Source organism: Xanthomonas hortorum pv. cynarae (genome assembly GCF_002939985.1).
Classification (GTDB): Bacteria; Pseudomonadota; Gammaproteobacteria; order Xanthomonadales; family Xanthomonadaceae; genus Xanthomonas; species Xanthomonas hortorum_D.
Map to the genome: position 1 here is coordinate 1 of NZ_MDFM01000035.1, position 15,546 is coordinate 15,546.

Annotated in this window: 13 protein-coding genes and 1 pseudogene; 9 read left to right on the forward strand and 5 right to left on the reverse strand. The window is 62.2% G+C overall.

Going from position 1 to position 15,546, the window contains the following annotated elements:
* Positions 1 to 34: 34 nt before the first annotated feature.
* On the reverse strand, positions 35 to 1,279 hold the full coding sequence (locus tag XcyCFBP4188_RS19030; RefSeq protein ID WP_104592645.1) for a Shedu immune nuclease family protein: 1,245 nt from the start codon (positions 1,277 to 1,279) through the stop codon (positions 35 to 37).
* A 7-nt stretch (positions 1,280 to 1,286) separates the two neighbouring features.
* Here XcyCFBP4188_RS19030 and XcyCFBP4188_RS19035 point away from each other — a divergent pair, with 7 nt between their 5' ends.
* On the forward strand, positions 1,287 to 2,222 hold the full coding sequence (locus tag XcyCFBP4188_RS19035) for a S41 family peptidase (RefSeq protein WP_160113184.1): 936 nt from the start codon (positions 1,287 to 1,289) through the stop codon (positions 2,220 to 2,222).
* Between the two features lie 13 nt (positions 2,223 to 2,235).
* On the opposite strand, the gene XcyCFBP4188_RS19040 is transcribed toward XcyCFBP4188_RS19035, so the two are convergent.
* Positions 2,236 to 3,111 carry a LysR family transcriptional regulator gene (locus XcyCFBP4188_RS19040; RefSeq protein WP_104592646.1) on the reverse strand — a complete coding sequence of 292 codons (876 nt, stop codon included), beginning with the start codon at positions 3,109 to 3,111 and terminating at the stop codon, positions 2,236 to 2,238.
* A gap of 142 nt (positions 3,112 to 3,253) precedes the next feature.
* Here XcyCFBP4188_RS19040 and XcyCFBP4188_RS19045 point away from each other — a divergent pair, with 142 nt between their 5' ends.
* The 6 genes and pseudogenes from XcyCFBP4188_RS19045 (at position 3,254) to XcyCFBP4188_RS19070 (ending at position 10,192) form a co-directional block, all read left to right on the forward strand.
* Positions 3,254 to 4,123, forward strand: a complete 870-nt coding sequence (locus tag XcyCFBP4188_RS19045; protein WP_006448775.1) for an NmrA/HSCARG family protein — start codon at positions 3,254 to 3,256, stop codon at positions 4,121 to 4,123.
* 270 nt (positions 4,124 to 4,393) lie between these two features.
* On the forward strand, positions 4,394 to 6,655 hold the full coding sequence (locus tag XcyCFBP4188_RS19050) for a methyl-accepting chemotaxis protein (RefSeq protein WP_104592638.1): 2,262 nt from the start codon (positions 4,394 to 4,396) through the stop codon (positions 6,653 to 6,655).
* Positions 6,656 to 6,901: 246 nt separating this feature from the next.
* A pseudogene (locus tag XcyCFBP4188_RS19055) lies at positions 6,902 to 7,178 on the forward strand (hypothetical protein).
* A 249-nt stretch (positions 7,179 to 7,427) separates the two neighbouring features.
* Positions 7,428 to 8,579, forward strand: coding sequence for an SPFH domain-containing protein (locus tag XcyCFBP4188_RS19060; RefSeq protein WP_006448778.1), 1,152 nt, complete (start codon positions 7,428 to 7,430; stop codon positions 8,577 to 8,579).
* A gap of 18 nt (positions 8,580 to 8,597) precedes the next feature.
* The gene (locus tag XcyCFBP4188_RS19065; protein WP_043907276.1) at positions 8,598 to 9,944 is read left to right on the forward strand and encodes a membrane protein; all 1,347 of its coding nucleotides are present in this window, start codon (positions 8,598 to 8,600) and stop codon (positions 9,942 to 9,944) included.
* Positions 9,941 to 10,192: a hypothetical protein gene (locus XcyCFBP4188_RS19070; RefSeq protein ID WP_006448780.1), complete on the forward strand. Its 252-nt coding sequence runs from the start codon at positions 9,941 to 9,943 to the stop codon at positions 10,190 to 10,192. The genes XcyCFBP4188_RS19065 and XcyCFBP4188_RS19070 overlap by 4 nt, the downstream gene beginning before the upstream one ends.
* Positions 10,193 to 10,210: 18 nt before the next feature.
* On the opposite strand, the gene XcyCFBP4188_RS19075 is transcribed toward XcyCFBP4188_RS19070, so the two are convergent.
* From XcyCFBP4188_RS19075 to XcyCFBP4188_RS19085, 3 genes are all read right to left on the reverse strand, one after another.
* Positions 10,211 to 11,254: a Gfo/Idh/MocA family protein gene (locus XcyCFBP4188_RS19075; RefSeq protein ID WP_104592639.1), complete on the reverse strand. Its 1,044-nt coding sequence runs from the start codon at positions 11,252 to 11,254 to the stop codon at positions 10,211 to 10,213.
* Positions 11,255 to 11,323: 69 nt separating this feature from the next.
* The gene (locus XcyCFBP4188_RS19080; RefSeq protein ID WP_006448782.1) at positions 11,324 to 11,968 is read right to left on the reverse strand and encodes a LuxR C-terminal-related transcriptional regulator; all 645 of its coding nucleotides are present in this window, start codon (positions 11,966 to 11,968) and stop codon (positions 11,324 to 11,326) included.
* Positions 11,961 to 13,400, reverse strand: a complete 1,440-nt coding sequence (locus XcyCFBP4188_RS19085; protein WP_006448783.1) for an ATP-binding protein — start codon at positions 13,398 to 13,400, stop codon at positions 11,961 to 11,963. The genes XcyCFBP4188_RS19080 and XcyCFBP4188_RS19085 overlap by 8 nt, the downstream gene beginning before the upstream one ends.
* A 200-nt stretch (positions 13,401 to 13,600) precedes the next feature.
* Here XcyCFBP4188_RS19085 and XcyCFBP4188_RS19090 point away from each other — a divergent pair, with 200 nt between their 5' ends.
* Both XcyCFBP4188_RS19090 and XcyCFBP4188_RS19095 read left to right on the forward strand, forming a co-directional pair.
* A complete protein-coding gene (locus XcyCFBP4188_RS19090; protein WP_043907278.1) occupies positions 13,601 to 14,509 on the forward strand; it encodes a bestrophin family protein in 909 nt (302 codons plus the stop codon).
* A gap of 14 nt (positions 14,510 to 14,523) precedes the next feature.
* Positions 14,524 to 15,462 (forward strand): universal stress protein, encoded by a 939-nt coding sequence (locus XcyCFBP4188_RS19095; protein ID WP_006448785.1) that lies wholly within the window; start codon positions 14,524 to 14,526, stop codon positions 15,460 to 15,462.
* Positions 15,463 to 15,546 lie beyond the last annotated feature (84 nt).

Genomic DNA, 15,546 nt, shown 5'->3' on the forward strand with positions numbered 1-15,546 from the left:
GCGGGCTAACACCCGCCGAGTTCCATGAGCAACATCAACCGCAGACCTCTAGTTTTAGCTGGCATTGAATTGCGGGGAGTCGACAGAAGGAGCTGTACTTGTCATAGTTGACTCCGTGTTCGCCGCTAAATTCCGCGAGATCCCCACAGACAACGACCGATCTGGGACGTATTAGGAAAACGTCGGAGGACGTTGGATTGCCGAGGTTGTCAACGATCTTCAGCTGCCTCTGGATTGATTGCTCAGCCAGCTGGACAGTTCTATGTGCTTGCGTTACTGCAGAACTGAGCTCGTCTGAGACAGGCCACGTTCCAGGCCGATAAGGACGACCCGCTTTGCGCAACGTTGTTCTATGCGTTTTCAGCTCCACGAAGCAAAGCGCGCCAATTCTGCCTTTTGAGTTCAGAAGGGCATCCGCACGTTTTCCTGGTGCTGCAACCGATGCGCCTGCCACAGTTCGCTCAAGCTTGCCCTCATCAAGCGCGCCGGTTGAAGATAAGAAGAGTGCGCCGCCGAAGATCCACTGATTCTCTTCGAAGAAGGCCTGCCACAGGCGTTCGTCACTTAGGCCCGTATGCTCCTTCTCGCTGTCAAAGTACGATCCATCAAGGAGCAGACGCTCAAAACGTTTTATCTGAGCGCGGCGAAATGCAACCGCAACCATGTCATGCTGGGTTACTTCGGTCCGCAGCACCTCTTCCATCAAAGCAGAATTGCTTCCAACGAGGGCGCGAACGGCGTCAGAGGTCAAATCCAGACGCTGCAGCTGGTCCACACCAATTCGAAACTTCCCGCTGACTTGAAAGTCACCCTCTTTTGCCAAAGCTGCGATTTCCAGTAGATCATCTATCTCTGTACCGCTTAGAACGAAGTGGCTACGTCGGCTCGGAACATCTTTGCCGTCACTCATATCGAAGGACTGCAGGTAGAGCGATCGGACCTTCCGGGGATCTTCCACAACCAGTAGCTTTATTTGCCTCTTACCGGTCGGCGTAGCGCGAAGGACGAATTCCTCCTTTACGATTGCCAAGGCCTCACCTTCGACATCAGGGAAGACACGGTCTATGTACCTTGCGGTGCGAACTATGCGCTCTGGCTTTCCATCGATCATCTTGTAAGCGCCCACGTCGAATGAGCGTGAGCCGTAGAGTTTGCCCGGCACTTTGTTTGCAACATAGTTTGCGTCATCGTCTGACATGATCCCGCCCTCCTTGACAATCGTTGGACCGAGCTTATACGCGAAGCATAGCGCTTGCCTGTCTAGATACGTGTCAATCATTGCGAGCTTGTCTGATTTCACGAAGAGGAGCAGCTTAGCTGGCGACTGCGACCATATAGAAGATCGGTCGTTCCATGCTCTTCGTTACGTGCGGTCGATCCTGGCCGCTGCGGTCGACAAGCCGGATTTGCCGACGGTCATGCGTGTGGGCAAGCGGCAGATCGGTACGCTCCGCATAGGTGCCTTTGCACCCCAATACGATCCCGTTTTCACAGCCGCTGCGGAGGCTGTGGAGACGTCTTCCGCTGGCAGCGAGGAAACCGACGCTCCCATGCTCGCTGGATTTTGTGCGGTCACCCAGAAATTGATCGAACGCTATGACGCGCTGTCCAGCAAGACTGATTTCATCCTGATCGACTTGCGCGGCAACATGGGCGGCTTTGCGCGCGAGGTCAGGGGATTCGCCTGGGCATTGACGGGCAAAAAACCCGAGAAAACCTACGACATGGTGGTCTCCGGCCAGCCCGGCACCGTCCGCTTGCAGGAGCTGCCGGAGGATCCAAGCTGTGGCGTAGTCCGCACGCCCAAGCCCTTGCTAGTGTTGATTGATGCTGGCACGCGTTCCTCTGGCGAACTGCTCGCGACCTATCTCTGGGAGTCTGGAGCGACCGTTGTTGGCGAGCGGACCATAGGTGCTGGTGGCGGTCGCGACTCTCAAAGCAAAGGAATTCCGGTCGGCGACTCCGGCTACAACGCCTTGGTCAGCGAAGACTTTTACGTGTTCGATCCAACCAGCGAACTGCATCCTGGTGAAATCGACGAGCAACGGCTGATCGACCGTGTCGCTGCGGATCGCTTCGCCCCGAGCCACCTGCGGCCCTACATGACGCAGGCTGTGGGTGTGCTGCCTGACATCGTGCAGCTGATTGAGGCGAGCGATCTTGAGGATGGTGGACAGCGGCTTGTCGAGCGCAGCATCGCTGGCATGCGGCCTGCGCTTTGAACAGCGCGCCGCCCTACCCCTTCAGCACCAGCGACACATCCGGGTATCTGTCGCACATGAAGTCCACGAAGGCGCGCACCTTGGGTGCGGCCAGACGCCTGGAGGTGTGCAACACCCACAGCGCGGGCTCTACGCCCGCGATCGTGCCCCACTGCACCAGTTCGCCGCGCGCGAGTTGGTTCCATGCAATCGACTGCGGAAGCAGCGCCACGCCACCGCCTGCAATCGCCGCGTCGCGGACCATCAGGAATGAGGAAAACCGCAGACGTGGAATGGGTTCCAGGACCAGGCGCCCGTCATCGAGCACCCATGTGGTCGGCTGGAAGCTCGACATCACCACAGCGGGAACTGATGTGAGCGCGCCGCTGATTGGCATGGCGAAGCCGGGCGCAGCCACGACAACCAGCCGATCCTTGGCGAAGCAGCGCCCGACCAGGCTGCTGTCCGGGCTTGGGTTAATCCGGATGGCCACATCGAACTGCTCTTCCACCAGATCGACCGTGCGGTCTTCTGCAATCACCTCGAGCATGATCTCCGGATAGGCCGCGCAGAACTCTGCGCCAATCCGTCCCATCGCCAATTGCGAGAACAGCACGGGAGACGCCACCCGCAAGCGTCCGCGTGGTGTCGAAAGTCCTTCGCGCGCGGCGGCCATGGCCTCGGCCACCTCGCTCAACGGCACTTCGGTGCGGTCCATCAGCAACTGCCCGGCTTCGGTGAGCCTGAGCCCACGGGCGCTGCGCTCGACCAGTCGCACCCCCAGCTGCTCCTCCAGATCGGCAATGCGCCGCGACAAGGTCGCCTTCGACCTGCCGCTGGCACGGCTCGCCTTTCCCAGGCCCTGGTTCGCTGCGACCAGCGCGAAATCGATCAATGCATTCAGATCCATGGCGTTCCAGATTTGAAACCACGCGTCCACATCTTGGCGTCTTCGTATTGACGATGCAACGGCCTATCGTCTGGTCACCGCAACGTCAATCGCGGCGGAGATGTCGGACTGACGCCTCTTCCATCCACAGCAGGAGATTCACATGAGCATTCTCGTCACCGGTGCCACCGGCACCATCGGTTCTCTCATCACCCAGGGCCTTGCCGATGCAGGCGCAGCGGTGAAGGCATTGGTTCGCCAACCGGGCAAGCGCGTTTTCCCGGCGGGTGTGACTGAAGTTGTCGCAGACCTCACCGATGTTGCATCGATGCGTGCCGCGTTGTCGTCGGCGCACACGCTGTTCCTGTTGAATGCGGTCACTCCCGATGAAGTGACGCAGGCGCTGATCGCACTGAATCTGGCGCAGGAGGCAGGGATCGAGCGCATCGTGTACCTGTCGGTCATCCATGCCGATAAGTTCACCAACGTGCCCCACTTCACCGGCAAGCACACGGTGGAGCGCATGATCGAAAGCCTGGATATTCCTGCAACGATTCTGCGTCCTGCGTACTTCATGCAGAACGAAGCGATGATCCAGCAGACGATTCAGGACTACGGTGTCTACCCGATGCCGATCGGCTCGGCAGGTGTGGCCATGATCGATGCGCGCGATATCGCAGACATCGCGGTCGTCGAGCTGCTGCGGCGCGACCGTGCACCTGCCGCGCTCGCGCGTGTCACGCTCGAACTGGTTGGCCCGCATGCCGTCACGGGCAGCTCCGTTGCGAAGGTCTGGAGTGCAGCGCTTGGACGCGAGATCGCCTATGCGGGCGACGACGTTGCTGCCTTCGAAGCGCAGATGGCCGCGTACGGCCCATCCTGGCTGGCCTACGACATGCGCCTGATGATGGCCGGCATCCAGATATTCGGCATGCAGGCGGCCGACGGCACGGTGGAAAAACTGCAGGCCATGCTGGGGCGCCCGTTGCGCACCTATGAAGACTTCGTGCGCGAGGCGACGGCTCGGGCTTGATCGCATGCGACGCAACAAGCGTGGGAAACCCCGCTTGTTGCGTGCTGGAGGTGAACGGATCAGTGGTATCAGCATTCTCATGCACATAATCACTGCGCTGCCAGTCGGTTTTTTCCTGACGTACGTGAACGAAAATGCAAGCTAAATGCAGCCTGGAGCGCGCGGTTCAAGTTTCCGATTTTCGCGTCGTTATCACGTTGCCGAGGCACTCACGCGAACATCACGCGGCCTGCTAGCCGGTGCCACTTACTGGACATCAGGACGATTCGCATGACTGCCTATTTGCAACGCTATAACGTCGGTCGCCGTCTCGGCGTCGCCTTTGGAATTCTGATTCTCCTGTCGAGCCTGCTGGTGGCGACGGGCTTGATCACCATGGCCAACGCACGACAACAGTTCGATTTCATCGTGCTCGATCGTATGGCCAAGATCCAGATCGGCAACGGCATGCTGGATGCCAATTCATCGATCCTGATCGCGCTGGGCACGTATGCCATGGCCACCAGCGACGAACTCAACAGCGAAGCGGTTGCCACTATCAAGGCGCAACGTCAGCGTTACAACGCGTTGCGGGCCAAGCTGGACACATTGCCCAGCTCTGAGGAAGGCCGCAAGATTCGTTCCGAGATGGATGCGCGACGCGCCATTTCGGGAAAAATCAACGACCAGGTCATGGCGCTCGCTGCTCAAAACGACAACACGCCGGCGCAGACGTTGCTCAGCGAAAAAGCGCGCCCGGCGACGATTGCATGGCAGGACAAAATCCGCGAGCTGGTGACGCGTCAGGAAGGTCAGAGCCAGCAAGCCTATGCCGATGCAGTGGCGTCGATGAATCGCGGCAAGCTGCTGATCGTCTCCGGTGGCATTGCCGTGGTGGTGATCAGCAGCCTGCTTGCCTGGCTCATCACCCGCAGCCTGACCCAGCCGCTCGCACGTGCAACCAAGGCTGCAGAGGCAATTGCCAACGGGCAGCTGGACAACAACGTGGAAAGCGACGCCAAGGATGAAACCGGCCGCCTGCTGCGTGCCATGCGTGGCATGCAGACGCAGCTGCAATCCTTGCTCACTGCACAGAGCGACATGGCCAAGCGCCACGATGATGGCCAGGTCAGTTTCCGTATCGACGCCAAGGCGTTTCCCGGCGACTACGGCCGCATGGCCAAGGACACCAATACGCTGGTGGCCTCGCATCTGGCCGTGCAGACAAATCTGGCGCGCATCATGGGGCGTTACGCCATCGGCGACCTCAGCGAAAGCATGGACCGCCTGCCCGGCGAGAAGGCGGTGCTGACGCAGACCATGGACGAGGTGAAGGCCAACCTGTCTGCAATGAATCACGAGATCAAACAGCTGGCACAATCTGCGGCCAATGGCGACTTCACCGCACGCGGCGACGCCGATCGTTTCCAATACGATTTCCATGTGATGGTCGATAGCCTCAACCAGCTCATGGCCACGGCCGATGGCAACCTGCAATCGCTGTCGTCGCTGCTGCAATCGATCGCCGCAGGCGACCTGACCGCGCGGATGAGTGGCGAGTTCAAGGGCGTGTTTGCGCAGATGCGCGACGACGCCAATGCCACTGCTGCACAACTTGCAGAGATTGTCGGCCGCATCCAGCACTCGGCCATATCCATCAACTCGGCCGCCAGCGAAATCGCCGCCGGCAATCAGGACCTGTCGCAGCGTACCGAGCAACAAGCGGCCAATCTGGAAGAAACCGCCGCTTCGATGGAAGAACTGACCTCCACCGTGCGCCAGAATGCCGAGCACGCCCGTCAAGCCAACCAGTTGGCGATCGGTGCGGCAAGCGTCGCGTCACAGGGTGGCGAGATCGTGAGCAAGGTCGTGGGCACCATGTCTGGTATCGAAGCTTCGTCCAAGAAGATTGCCGACATCATCTCGGTCATCGACGGTATCTCGTTCCAGACCAACATCCTCGCGTTGAATGCCGCGGTGGAAGCCGCACGTGCCGGCGAACAAGGCCGCGGCTTTGCGGTGGTGGCGTCGGAAGTGCGCACCCTCGCCCAGCGTTCCACTGCTGCGGCGAAGGAGATCAAGAGTCTGATCGATGATTCGGTCGAGCGGGTTGCCGAAGGCTCGACGCTGGTGCATACGGCGGGCTCCACGATGGCGGAGATCGTTGCCAGCGTGCAGCGCGTGACCGACATCATGGGCGAGATTTCTGCGGCATCGCAGGAACAGTCGGCCGGCATCGAACAAGTCAACACCACCGTGACGCAGATGGACGAAACCACCCAGCAAAACGCAGCATTGGTGGAAGAAGCCACTGCCGCCGCACGCTCGATGGAAGAACAGGCTGTGCAGCTGACGCAGGCAGTGTCCGTGTTCAAGATCAGCGACGACAGCACGCGCACCCCGCGTTCGACAACGCCGGTTGCTGCAAAGCTCAGTGTGATTGCTGGACGAACTGTTGCCGCTGCCAAAAGCCCGGTACGCCCGGCGGCTGCACCGAAGCGCGCGGTGGCCGCAGGCGCCTCGCACGATGCAAGCGACTGGCAGGAGTTCTGATCTTGCGCGTCGCAAACGGCCCGGCTTGTCCGGGCCGTTTGCGTTTGAGAGGTGATCGAATCTGCAGATGGCCAACACGTTGAGGCGATCCGCTACGGCGCATACGCGCGTATGCACGATGCCTTAACTCGACCGGCCTACGCTGCGCCGGGCTGGACAGCTCGCGGCGCCCTGTTTCGCCAAGCCTCGATCGCCGCTGGCGTGCATGACCCCCGGAAGATCTAAAGACATCGCAAAGGAGATTGTATGAAGAAGCTGCACGCTCTTATGGTTGTTGCTGGCTTGTTGGGTATGAGTTCGCCGGCATTTGCCGAGGTCGCCAATCTGACCAACAGCGCCGACGGCGCCAATCGCGATGCTGGCATCGCGTCAGTCAAGAAGAAATTGCAGGATGCCTGCACGGGGGCGTCAGGGCACGCCGGATCCTGATTCGTTCGAGGTGGTGTTCGAAAAGACCAGCAAGAATCCCGAGGTTCCCAAGCCCTATTACGTGGACGCGAAACTCAAGTGCGATCTGCCATAAGGCTGATAGCGGCTGCTACGCCATTGTGCGATTGGCGGCGATAACACCGCGATAGAGCCCCGCGCATGCGGGGCTTTTTGTGTCTGTCGCATCGTGCGCTAGCTCGCACCGCGACACGTTGTTGCACCACCACCACGCCATGCCTGATGGGCAAGGCCATAACGCCAGTGCGCTGCTGATATAGTGCGGCGAACGCGATGGGCGCAACACCCATCATCAATATCTCGTCACCAATTACAGGGAGTTGTCATGGGTCTTTTGCAGGCGGTAGCAGGTGCAGTCGGCGGTGTGTTGGCCGACCAGTGGAAGGACTTCTACACCGTGCCGGCTGGCCTGCCGTCCACCGCCGCGCTGTTCGCTGCGGTGCCGAGTGGAAGCAACGCCGGGCGCGGCGCCAACACCAACGCGTCTTCGAACATCATCAGCAACGGCTCGAAGATCGTCGTGCCCGAGGGTTACGGACTGCTGTTGTTGCAGGACGGTGCGATTACCGGGTTTGTCGCCGAGCCGGGTGGTTATGAGTGGCGCTCCGACGATGTCAATGCGCAGTCGATCTTCGCTGGCGATGGCCTGGTCACGCCGCTGATCCGGCAGAGCTGGGAGCGCTTCAAGTTCGGTGGTCAGCCGGGCGCGCAACAGGCCGCATTCTTCGTGTCGCTGAAGGAGCTGCCCGACAACCGATTCGGCACGCAATCGGAGATCTATTGGGACGATGGTTTTCTTGGAACACAGGTCGGCGCGATCACGCGTGGCTCGTATACATTGAAAATTGTCGACCCCATTTTGTTCGTGAAGAACTTCGTGCCTGCGCGCTACATGCAGCCGGGTCAGGTGTTCGACTTCACCGATCTGGATAACGCTGCTGCCAGCCAGCTGTTCAACGAGGTGGTGAGTGCGCTTGCGCCGGCCTTCAGCCTGTATACGAACGATCCGGGCAAAGGCAACCGTATCGCGCGGCTGCAGCAGGATTCGCTGGGCTTTGCCAAGAGTCTGTCCGATGCGGTCGAGCAGGCGTATCAGTGGAACTCCGAGCGTGGTCTGGCCATCGTCAAGACGGCCATCGTGTCGATCGAATACGACGCGAACACGCGGGAACTGCTCAAGACCGTACAGCGCGCCGACGCACTGGCGGGCGCACGCGGCAACTCCAATTTGCAGGCGAGTGTGGCGCAAGGCATCCAGTCTGCGGGCGAGCATGGCGGCGCTGCAGGTTTGGTGGGCGTGGGCATGGCGACTGGCATGGTGGGTGGCGTTGGCGGGCTGCAACAGCCGGTCGCGCCAGCTGCACCCGCTGCCGACGACGCAATCGTCAAATTGAAGAAGGCCAAGGAAATGCTGGACCTCGGCCTGATCACGCAGGACGATTACAACGCGGCAAAAGCCAAGGCGTTGGGCCTGTAAGCGAGGCACGCTGCCATCATGTCCGACTCCCGCATCCCGCCGCCGTTGCCGGCGACACCTCCTCCGTTGCCGCCGCTGCCCGCAGCGCCTGCGACCGGTCCCGGTTCGCCGCAGGACGTACCGCCGTTGCCGGGTAGTTTCAAGCGCGACCCGGCCACCCTGCCCGCCCCAATCCGCAACGAGCTGCAGGCGCCCGACCCGCTGGCCATCGACACCGCCGCCGCCGAGCTCAAGGACGGTCTGAATCGCTGCCCGAAATGTGGCGCCAGCGATATCCGGCCCAAGCTCGGCACCGATCTATTGGTCTGCCAGTTCTGTCGTCACGAATGGCATGGCGCGCGGGTGGAAGAAGTGTTCGGATTCGGCGAAGGCATCAGCGAATTACGCGGCACAGTCATCGCTTCGGGCGCGCAGGATATTGCTGCAGACGCCGCCAGCCTGATGAGTTTCAAGTGCACTGGCTGCGGCGCCGAGGTGACCATCAATACGCAGAGCACGATGACGGCGCGTTGCCACTGGTGCCGGCATGTGTTCGGCGTCAACGAGCAGGTGGCCAATGGTGCGGTGCCCGACGCAGTGCTGCCATTCCACATCAACAAAGACGATGCCGTGGCGCGTATCCGTCAGTTCGTGGACAAGCGGCGCCTGTTTGCGCTCAAGGCCTTCAAGCAGCAGTTCACGCCGGAGAACGTGGTGGGCGTCTACCTGCCTTACATGATCGTGGACGGCAGCGCGAGCGCCAGCGTGAGCGGCATGGGCGAGATCAAGACGCGGCAGTACACGCAAGGCACCGAAAAGAACAAGCGCACCTATTACGACGCCGACGTGTACCAGGTGCAGCGGCAGGTGGAGTTCACGGTGGACGATCTGCCGCTGGAATCGTCCGCCGAGCGCGGCAACCTGGATAGCCGGGTCAACACCAACAACATCATCAACACGATCCTGCCGTTCGACACCAAGAATGCAGTGAAGTGGAACGCGTCGTATCTGGCGGGGTTCACCTCGGAAAAGCGCGACCGCGATGTCGCGCAGCTGCGGCCACGGCTGGAAGATCAACTGTTGTCGATCGTCCGTGTGCAAGTGGAAAGCTCGGTGCGCCGCTACGACCGCGGCGTGCGTTGGGAGGTGGAGCGGCTGGATGTCCATGGCACGCGCTGGGTATCGATGTATCTGCCGGTGTGGCTGTACTCGTACCACCAACCCGGACGTGGCGGCGGCATGCTGCACTACATCGCGGTGAACGGCCGTACCGGCGAGACCATGGGCAGCGTGCCGGTGCAGCAGTGGAAACTGTTGCTGGCCGCACTCACCGCCGGCACCGTCATCGAAGTAATTGCACTGTGGATCGTGGCGGTGACTGCATGAGCGACAACAACGGACTATGGTTACTGCTGGCCGGCCCGGTCGGTGCGTCTGCGCTGTATTGGGTGCTGTATCAGTACTACCGCAATACCGACCAGTCGCACGCCTTCGAACGGGAAACGACGGTCGATGCCAAGCCGGTGACCGGCTCGGACCGCAAGATCGATACCATCACCGGCACGCAAGCCAAGCACATCGATGGCGACAATGTGGCTGCATACCGAACGCGCGTACGCCGGGATGCAGATTAAGAGCGGCTGTTTGACGTCCTAAGCTGTGGTGCCAACGCCCAACTGCGCGCGCGCCACATCCAGGGTGGTCATGATCTGGACCACTTCGTCGAGTGGATGCAGTGGCGATTCCGTGCGCCCTTCGCCGATGTAGCGTGCGGCAGCAGTGGCTTGCCAAGACAGCCCGTCGTAGCCGTTGACGCCGGTCGGATCTGCCCACAGTGCTGTTTTGCTGGCGTAATCGTTGCCGACCAGATGCAGGGTTGTGGGGTTATGGAAGTCGCCTGGAAGGTCGATGCGGCCTTCGCTGCCTGTGACATAGGCGACCGAGCTGCTGCGGGCCACGATGGAGCTGATCAGGGTGGATTGCGCGGCTCCCGCATGCGACAGCACCACGGTCGAAAACGCATCCACGCCGGTATCGGTCAGCGCACCGGTTGCGGTGATGTCGGTGGGTGCGGCCAGGATCATCGATGAGAACTGCACGGTATACACACCCAGATCCAGCAGCGCTCCGCCGCCGAGTTCCGGTCGGCGTTGCCGATGCATCGGATCATTGGGGCCGATTTGACTGAGGTCTGCAAAGACATGCCGGACCTCGCCGATCGCGCCATCGGCCAGCAGTTTGCGCAGCACCGAGGTGTGAGGCAGATACCGGCTCCACATCGCTTCCATCAGGAAAAGGCCGCGTGCGCGTGCTTCCTGCACCAGCATGCGTGCGTCGGCGGCGCAGGTGCTCATGGGTTTTTCGATCAACACATGTTTGCCAGCGCGCAGCGCCAACAAGCCATGTTCCAGATGCTCGCTGTGAGGCGTGGCGACGTAGACGATGTCGATATCCCGATCGTCGACCAACGCCTGGTAGCTGTCGTACGCACGCTCTATCGCCCAGCTTTTGGCGAAGGTGTCAGCACGCGCGCGATTGCGTGAGGCGACCGCGAACGGCTGCTGCCTGGTGTGCTTGCGTAGCGCGCTGACGAATGCCGCTGCGATCAGCCCCGGACCCAATACGCCCCATCGCAGCGATGGCTCGCCCTGCCCTGGCAAGAACAGGTCAGGCTCGGGAAATGTGATTGGCGACATGCTGTTGCCTTCGCAGTTTCAGGTGGCTGCATGCTAGCAAACGGCGCACTTCCATCAGGGTGGCGAGGCTCAAACCAGATCGCGATAGTCCTGCAGGATCACCATCACCAGTTGACTGCGCGAGCGCACGTCCAGTTTGTTGAACAGTTGCTGGAACGTGGCCTTGATGGCGCTTTCCGAGCTGCCGAGTTGGCGGGCGATCAACTTGTTGGATTGGCCGCGCAACAGGCCGCGTAGCACTTCGCGCTCGCGTTCGGTAAAGCTGGGGCGGCTTTCCTGGGTGTCCTGGGCCACCAGCGATTGCAGGTAGCGCTGGTCGATCAACACGCGGCCCATCGCAACCGCGTGGATGCTGTCGATCAGTTCGTCGGTGGAGACGTCCTTGCGGCAGATGCCGGATACGCCGAGGCGTATCAATGCCAACGCATCGCGCTCGGGAAGCCCGGCGGTGACCACCAGGGTTGCCGGGCGCTTGGCCTGGTCGGCCTGCCGCCGCATGTAGTCCAGCGCGTTGTATTCGCCGATGTCGTAATCGAGGATGACCACGTCCGGTGCCAGCGATGCGATCTGCACGATCGCCTGCGCCAGGTTGCCGGACTGCCCGACCACATCGAAGCGCGCGTCGGCGCCGAGCAGGCGCAGCAGGCCTTCGCGAAACAGCGTGTGGTCATCGAGCAGATACAGACGCACCGGATTACGCCGCGACTCATCCATCCAGCGTCTCCGCCAGTGGTGCATGCGCAAGCGGCATGTGCAGCTCGAAGCAGGCACCCTCGCCTCCCGGTGCATAACGCAGTGAGCCCTCCTGGTTGCTCATCAAGGCGCGCGAGATGTAGAGCCCCAATCCGGACCCATCGCTATCGCTGCGAAACGGCTGGAACAAGCGCCCGGGCTCGGCGATGCCCGGGCCGGTGTCACGCACGCTCAACACCGCACTGCCCTGCTCCATGCGGGCGCTGACGATCAACTGGCGGCGCGGCTGCGGCAGCGGCTGCACCGCACGCAGCGCGTTGCGCGCCAGGTTGAGCAGCACCTGCAACAGCGCATGACGGTCGCCGTGCACGGCCGGGAAGTCCGCCGGTATCTGGATGACCAGCTGGCCATCGATGTCGTCCCAGTCCGAGCGGATGATGACGTCCAACTCGCTGCACAAGGTCTGCAGGCGGGTCTCGTGCGCCGCATGCGGTGTCTGCCGACGCAGGTTGAACGAGGCCAGTTCCATCAACGCGGCGACCAGGCTTTGCAGTGCGGCCAGGTCCGGATCGGCGCGGATGGCCGGATGACGGGCGAGATTGGAGGTCACCACGCCGGCGGCCGAGCACAGGTTGCGGATCTCATGCGAGACGGCGCCGGCGAGCAAGCGATTGTTCTTGAGCAGGTCATCGAAGTGCGCCGATTCGCGCGCGCGCACTTCTTCGCTGGTGTCGACCAGGATCGCGGCCAGATGGCGCTCCTCGCTGTCTTCGTAGACCGAGAACCAGGTGGTTGCGGGAAAGGTGCTGCCATCGTCGCGCCGGCCCCAGGTGCTGGCCGAGGTGCGCATGCCGTCGAGGTTGGCGCTCATGCTGAGCGCGTCGTCGAGCAGCGGCAGGAAGTCGCGCACGGCGCGCCCCTGCAGCCCACCCTCGTCGGTCATGTCGAGAATTTCGTGGGCTGCGCGGTTTGCCGCGACGATACGGCCATCGCCGGCCACAGTCAGCAATGCGGCGGGGCTGCTCTCGGCAAGCAGGCGCAGCTGGCGCTCCAGCCGCCGACGCAGGCGTTGTTCGGCACGCAGCTGCACGTAGTGCGAGAGGATCACCCGGCGGGTGCGGCTGATCTCGGCCACCAGCAGGCCGCAGCCGGCGTAGGCAATGGTGGCCATGAAGAAGCGCAAGGCCTGCTCGACCAGCGATTCTTCGGTGACGAACAGGCCGCGTAGCGCCGCACAGGCGACGGCGGCAATGACGATGTTTCGCCGCGACAGCACGGTTGCGGCCAGCACCACCGGCAGGATGTACAGCAGCCCGAGCGATACGCCCAGGTGTGAGTACCACTCGGCCAGCACCAGCAGCGCCAGCATGGCCAGCGACGCCCACAGCGTGGGAGCTCGATTGAGCCTGACCACCTGCCCGCGCCATTTGAACGGCAATCTCAGTCTGTCCATTGCTTCACCACGTTCCCAATCATCGACCAGCGTTGCGCATGTCACAGCATTGCGGCGGCGCCCGCTTATTGCATCCTATCGAAAGATAGCTGGACGGCATCGTTGGACGGCGCAGTGACCGTCCAACGCTGGCGCAAGGATGGCAGACACATCCGTGGAGGCTGGGTGTAATGGCAGCACCCACGTCGATGCTGCCTCTCATGATTCTTCGCGATACGTTTCCGCTGCGCCGTATCTGGCCAAAGACCTACAAGCGCTTGCTGGTGCTGTTGGCCTTCGATTGCGCGGTGGCCGCGCTCTACACATTTTTCGATTGGCACTGGCTGTCGATCGAAGCACTGCCGCTTGCGCAGCTGGGGTCGGCGCTGACGATCTTTCTGGCGTTCCGCGCCAATGCCGCGTACGGCCGTTGGTGGGAGGCGCGTCAGCTGTGGGGCTCGCTGGTGAACACCTCGCGTGCGATCGCCCGTCAGGCGCTGACCGCACTGGATGTGGACCCAGCCGATCCAGATCAGGTCACACTGCGTGACGACATCGTGGTGCATCAGGTGGCATTCGTCCATGCACTGCGCTGCCATCTGCGCAAGCAGAATCCGTTTCCGGAACTGGCCGGGCTGCTGGGCGCGGAGCGCGCCGACGCACTGCGCGTCTATGCCAACATCCCAAATGCCCTGACCTTGCGCCTGGGGCAACAGCTGCAGCAGGCGCGTGCGCTGGGCATGCTCGACAGCCTGCGTTGGTCGTCGCTGGATGCCAACCTGACCACGCTTGCCAATATCCAGGGCGCCTGCGAGCGCATCAAGAACACGCCGCTGCCACGCCAGTTCTCGTCGCTGCCGCGCACCCTGGTGAACCTGTATTGCTGGCTGGTGCCGCTTGGCCTGATCGCCGGCATGGGCCTGGCGATGCCGATCGCCTCGGTGCTGATCAGCTTCACGTTGATCGCGATCGACAGCGCCAGCAGCGCGATCGAGGACCCGTTCGAAAACACCGTGCACGACACCCCGATGACCGCGTTGTCGCGCGGGATCGAATTGACCTTGCGCGAAATGCTCGGCCAGCGCGTACCGCTGCGCGAAGTGCGCGCCATCGACGGTTTCATCTACTGACCAGGGACACAGCCATGCAGACCACGCCCACCCAGCTGATCTTTGCCACCAACTTTTCCGAGACCTGCCATGCCGCGATTCCGACGGTGGCGCAATTGGTCGACCGCCTGCGTGCACGCCTGACCATCCTGCACGTGCATGCCAAGGGCAAGCGTGCGCAGGCGCAACAATCGCTGGACTCCTTCTTTGCCGAAGCGTCCAACTACCCGGGCTGCGAACGTGCGCTGAGCAGCGGCCCGGCCGCCGCCGGTATCGTCTCGTTCTGCCGCAGCCGCAACGATGCGCTGCTGATCATGCCGCCCTCCGAACGCACCGGCCTGCCGCGGCCGTTGCACGTCTCCCTGCGTGCGCGGGTGCTGCAGCGCGTGGCCACGCCGATGCTGACCCTGCCCTACGCCGAGGCGTTGCCGCGCGATGGCGCAGTGGGTGGGCATGTCGCCTGCTGGATCACCGGCCGCGAAACCAGCCTGGACTCCTTGCGCGATGCGGCGGCGCTGGCCCGTCGGCGCGGCGCCGACCTGCATCTGCTGCATGTGATGCCAGACATCAGCGAAGGCTTGCTGATGGACAGCCTGTTCAACGACCAACCGTTGACCGAATCGGCAGCCAGCCATTGGCTGAGCGAGCTTGCCGCACAGTTGCAGGACGACGACTTACGCGTGCGCATCCACGTGGCCGTGGGCAACCCGCGGCGCGAAATCGCCGGCCTGCTCAAACGCGCGCGCGCCGATGTGCTGGTGGTCGAACACGATGCCGTGGTGCGTCGCGGCGTCTGGCGCTCCTCGCTGCATGCCGCATTGGCGAAGACGCCGTGCGTGTTGATCTGCCTGCCACCAGGCCGGCTGCGAGCTCCGGCATTGCGGGTCACGATGGGGCCGTCGCTTGAGGGGCAAGCGACTGGTCTGGCGAGCCGGCTGCTTGCACGCGTGCAGCGTCTTCAGCTGTATGGGTGAGGATCGCAACACGCCAGCTGTTTTGCGGTTCCAGACACGCCAATGCCCGGCTCCTTGCGGAACCCGGCATTGGCGGTGAGTCGC

Bases quoted from the DNA above. Each gene is read 5' to 3' on its own strand.
- XcyCFBP4188_RS19030 (WP_104592645.1), bottom strand. From the start codon at position 1,279: ATGATTGACACGTATCTAGACAGGCAAGCGCTATGCTTCGCGTATAAG.
- XcyCFBP4188_RS19040 (WP_104592646.1), bottom strand. From the start codon at position 3,111: ATGGATCTGAATGCATTGATCGATTTCGCGCTGGTCGCAGCGAACCAG.
- XcyCFBP4188_RS19045 (WP_006448775.1), top strand. From the start codon at position 3,254: ATGAGCATTCTCGTCACCGGTGCCACCGGCACCATCGGTTCTCTCATC.
- XcyCFBP4188_RS19050 (WP_104592638.1), top strand. From the start codon at position 4,394: ATGACTGCCTATTTGCAACGCTATAACGTCGGTCGCCGTCTCGGCGTC.
- XcyCFBP4188_RS19060 (WP_006448778.1), top strand. From the start codon at position 7,428: ATGGGTCTTTTGCAGGCGGTAGCAGGTGCAGTCGGCGGTGTGTTGGCC.
- XcyCFBP4188_RS19065 (WP_043907276.1), top strand. From the start codon at position 8,598: ATGTCCGACTCCCGCATCCCGCCGCCGTTGCCGGCGACACCTCCTCCG.
- XcyCFBP4188_RS19070 (WP_006448780.1), top strand. From the start codon at position 9,941: ATGAGCGACAACAACGGACTATGGTTACTGCTGGCCGGCCCGGTCGGT.
- XcyCFBP4188_RS19075 (WP_104592639.1), bottom strand. From the start codon at position 11,254: ATGTCGCCAATCACATTTCCCGAGCCTGACCTGTTCTTGCCAGGGCAG.
- XcyCFBP4188_RS19080 (WP_006448782.1), bottom strand. From the start codon at position 11,968: ATGGATGAGTCGCGGCGTAATCCGGTGCGTCTGTATCTGCTCGATGAC.
- XcyCFBP4188_RS19085 (WP_006448783.1), bottom strand. From the start codon at position 13,400: ATGGACAGACTGAGATTGCCGTTCAAATGGCGCGGGCAGGTGGTCAGG.
- XcyCFBP4188_RS19090 (WP_043907278.1), top strand. From the start codon at position 13,601: ATGATTCTTCGCGATACGTTTCCGCTGCGCCGTATCTGGCCAAAGACC.
- XcyCFBP4188_RS19095 (WP_006448785.1), top strand. From the start codon at position 14,524: ATGCAGACCACGCCCACCCAGCTGATCTTTGCCACCAACTTTTCCGAG.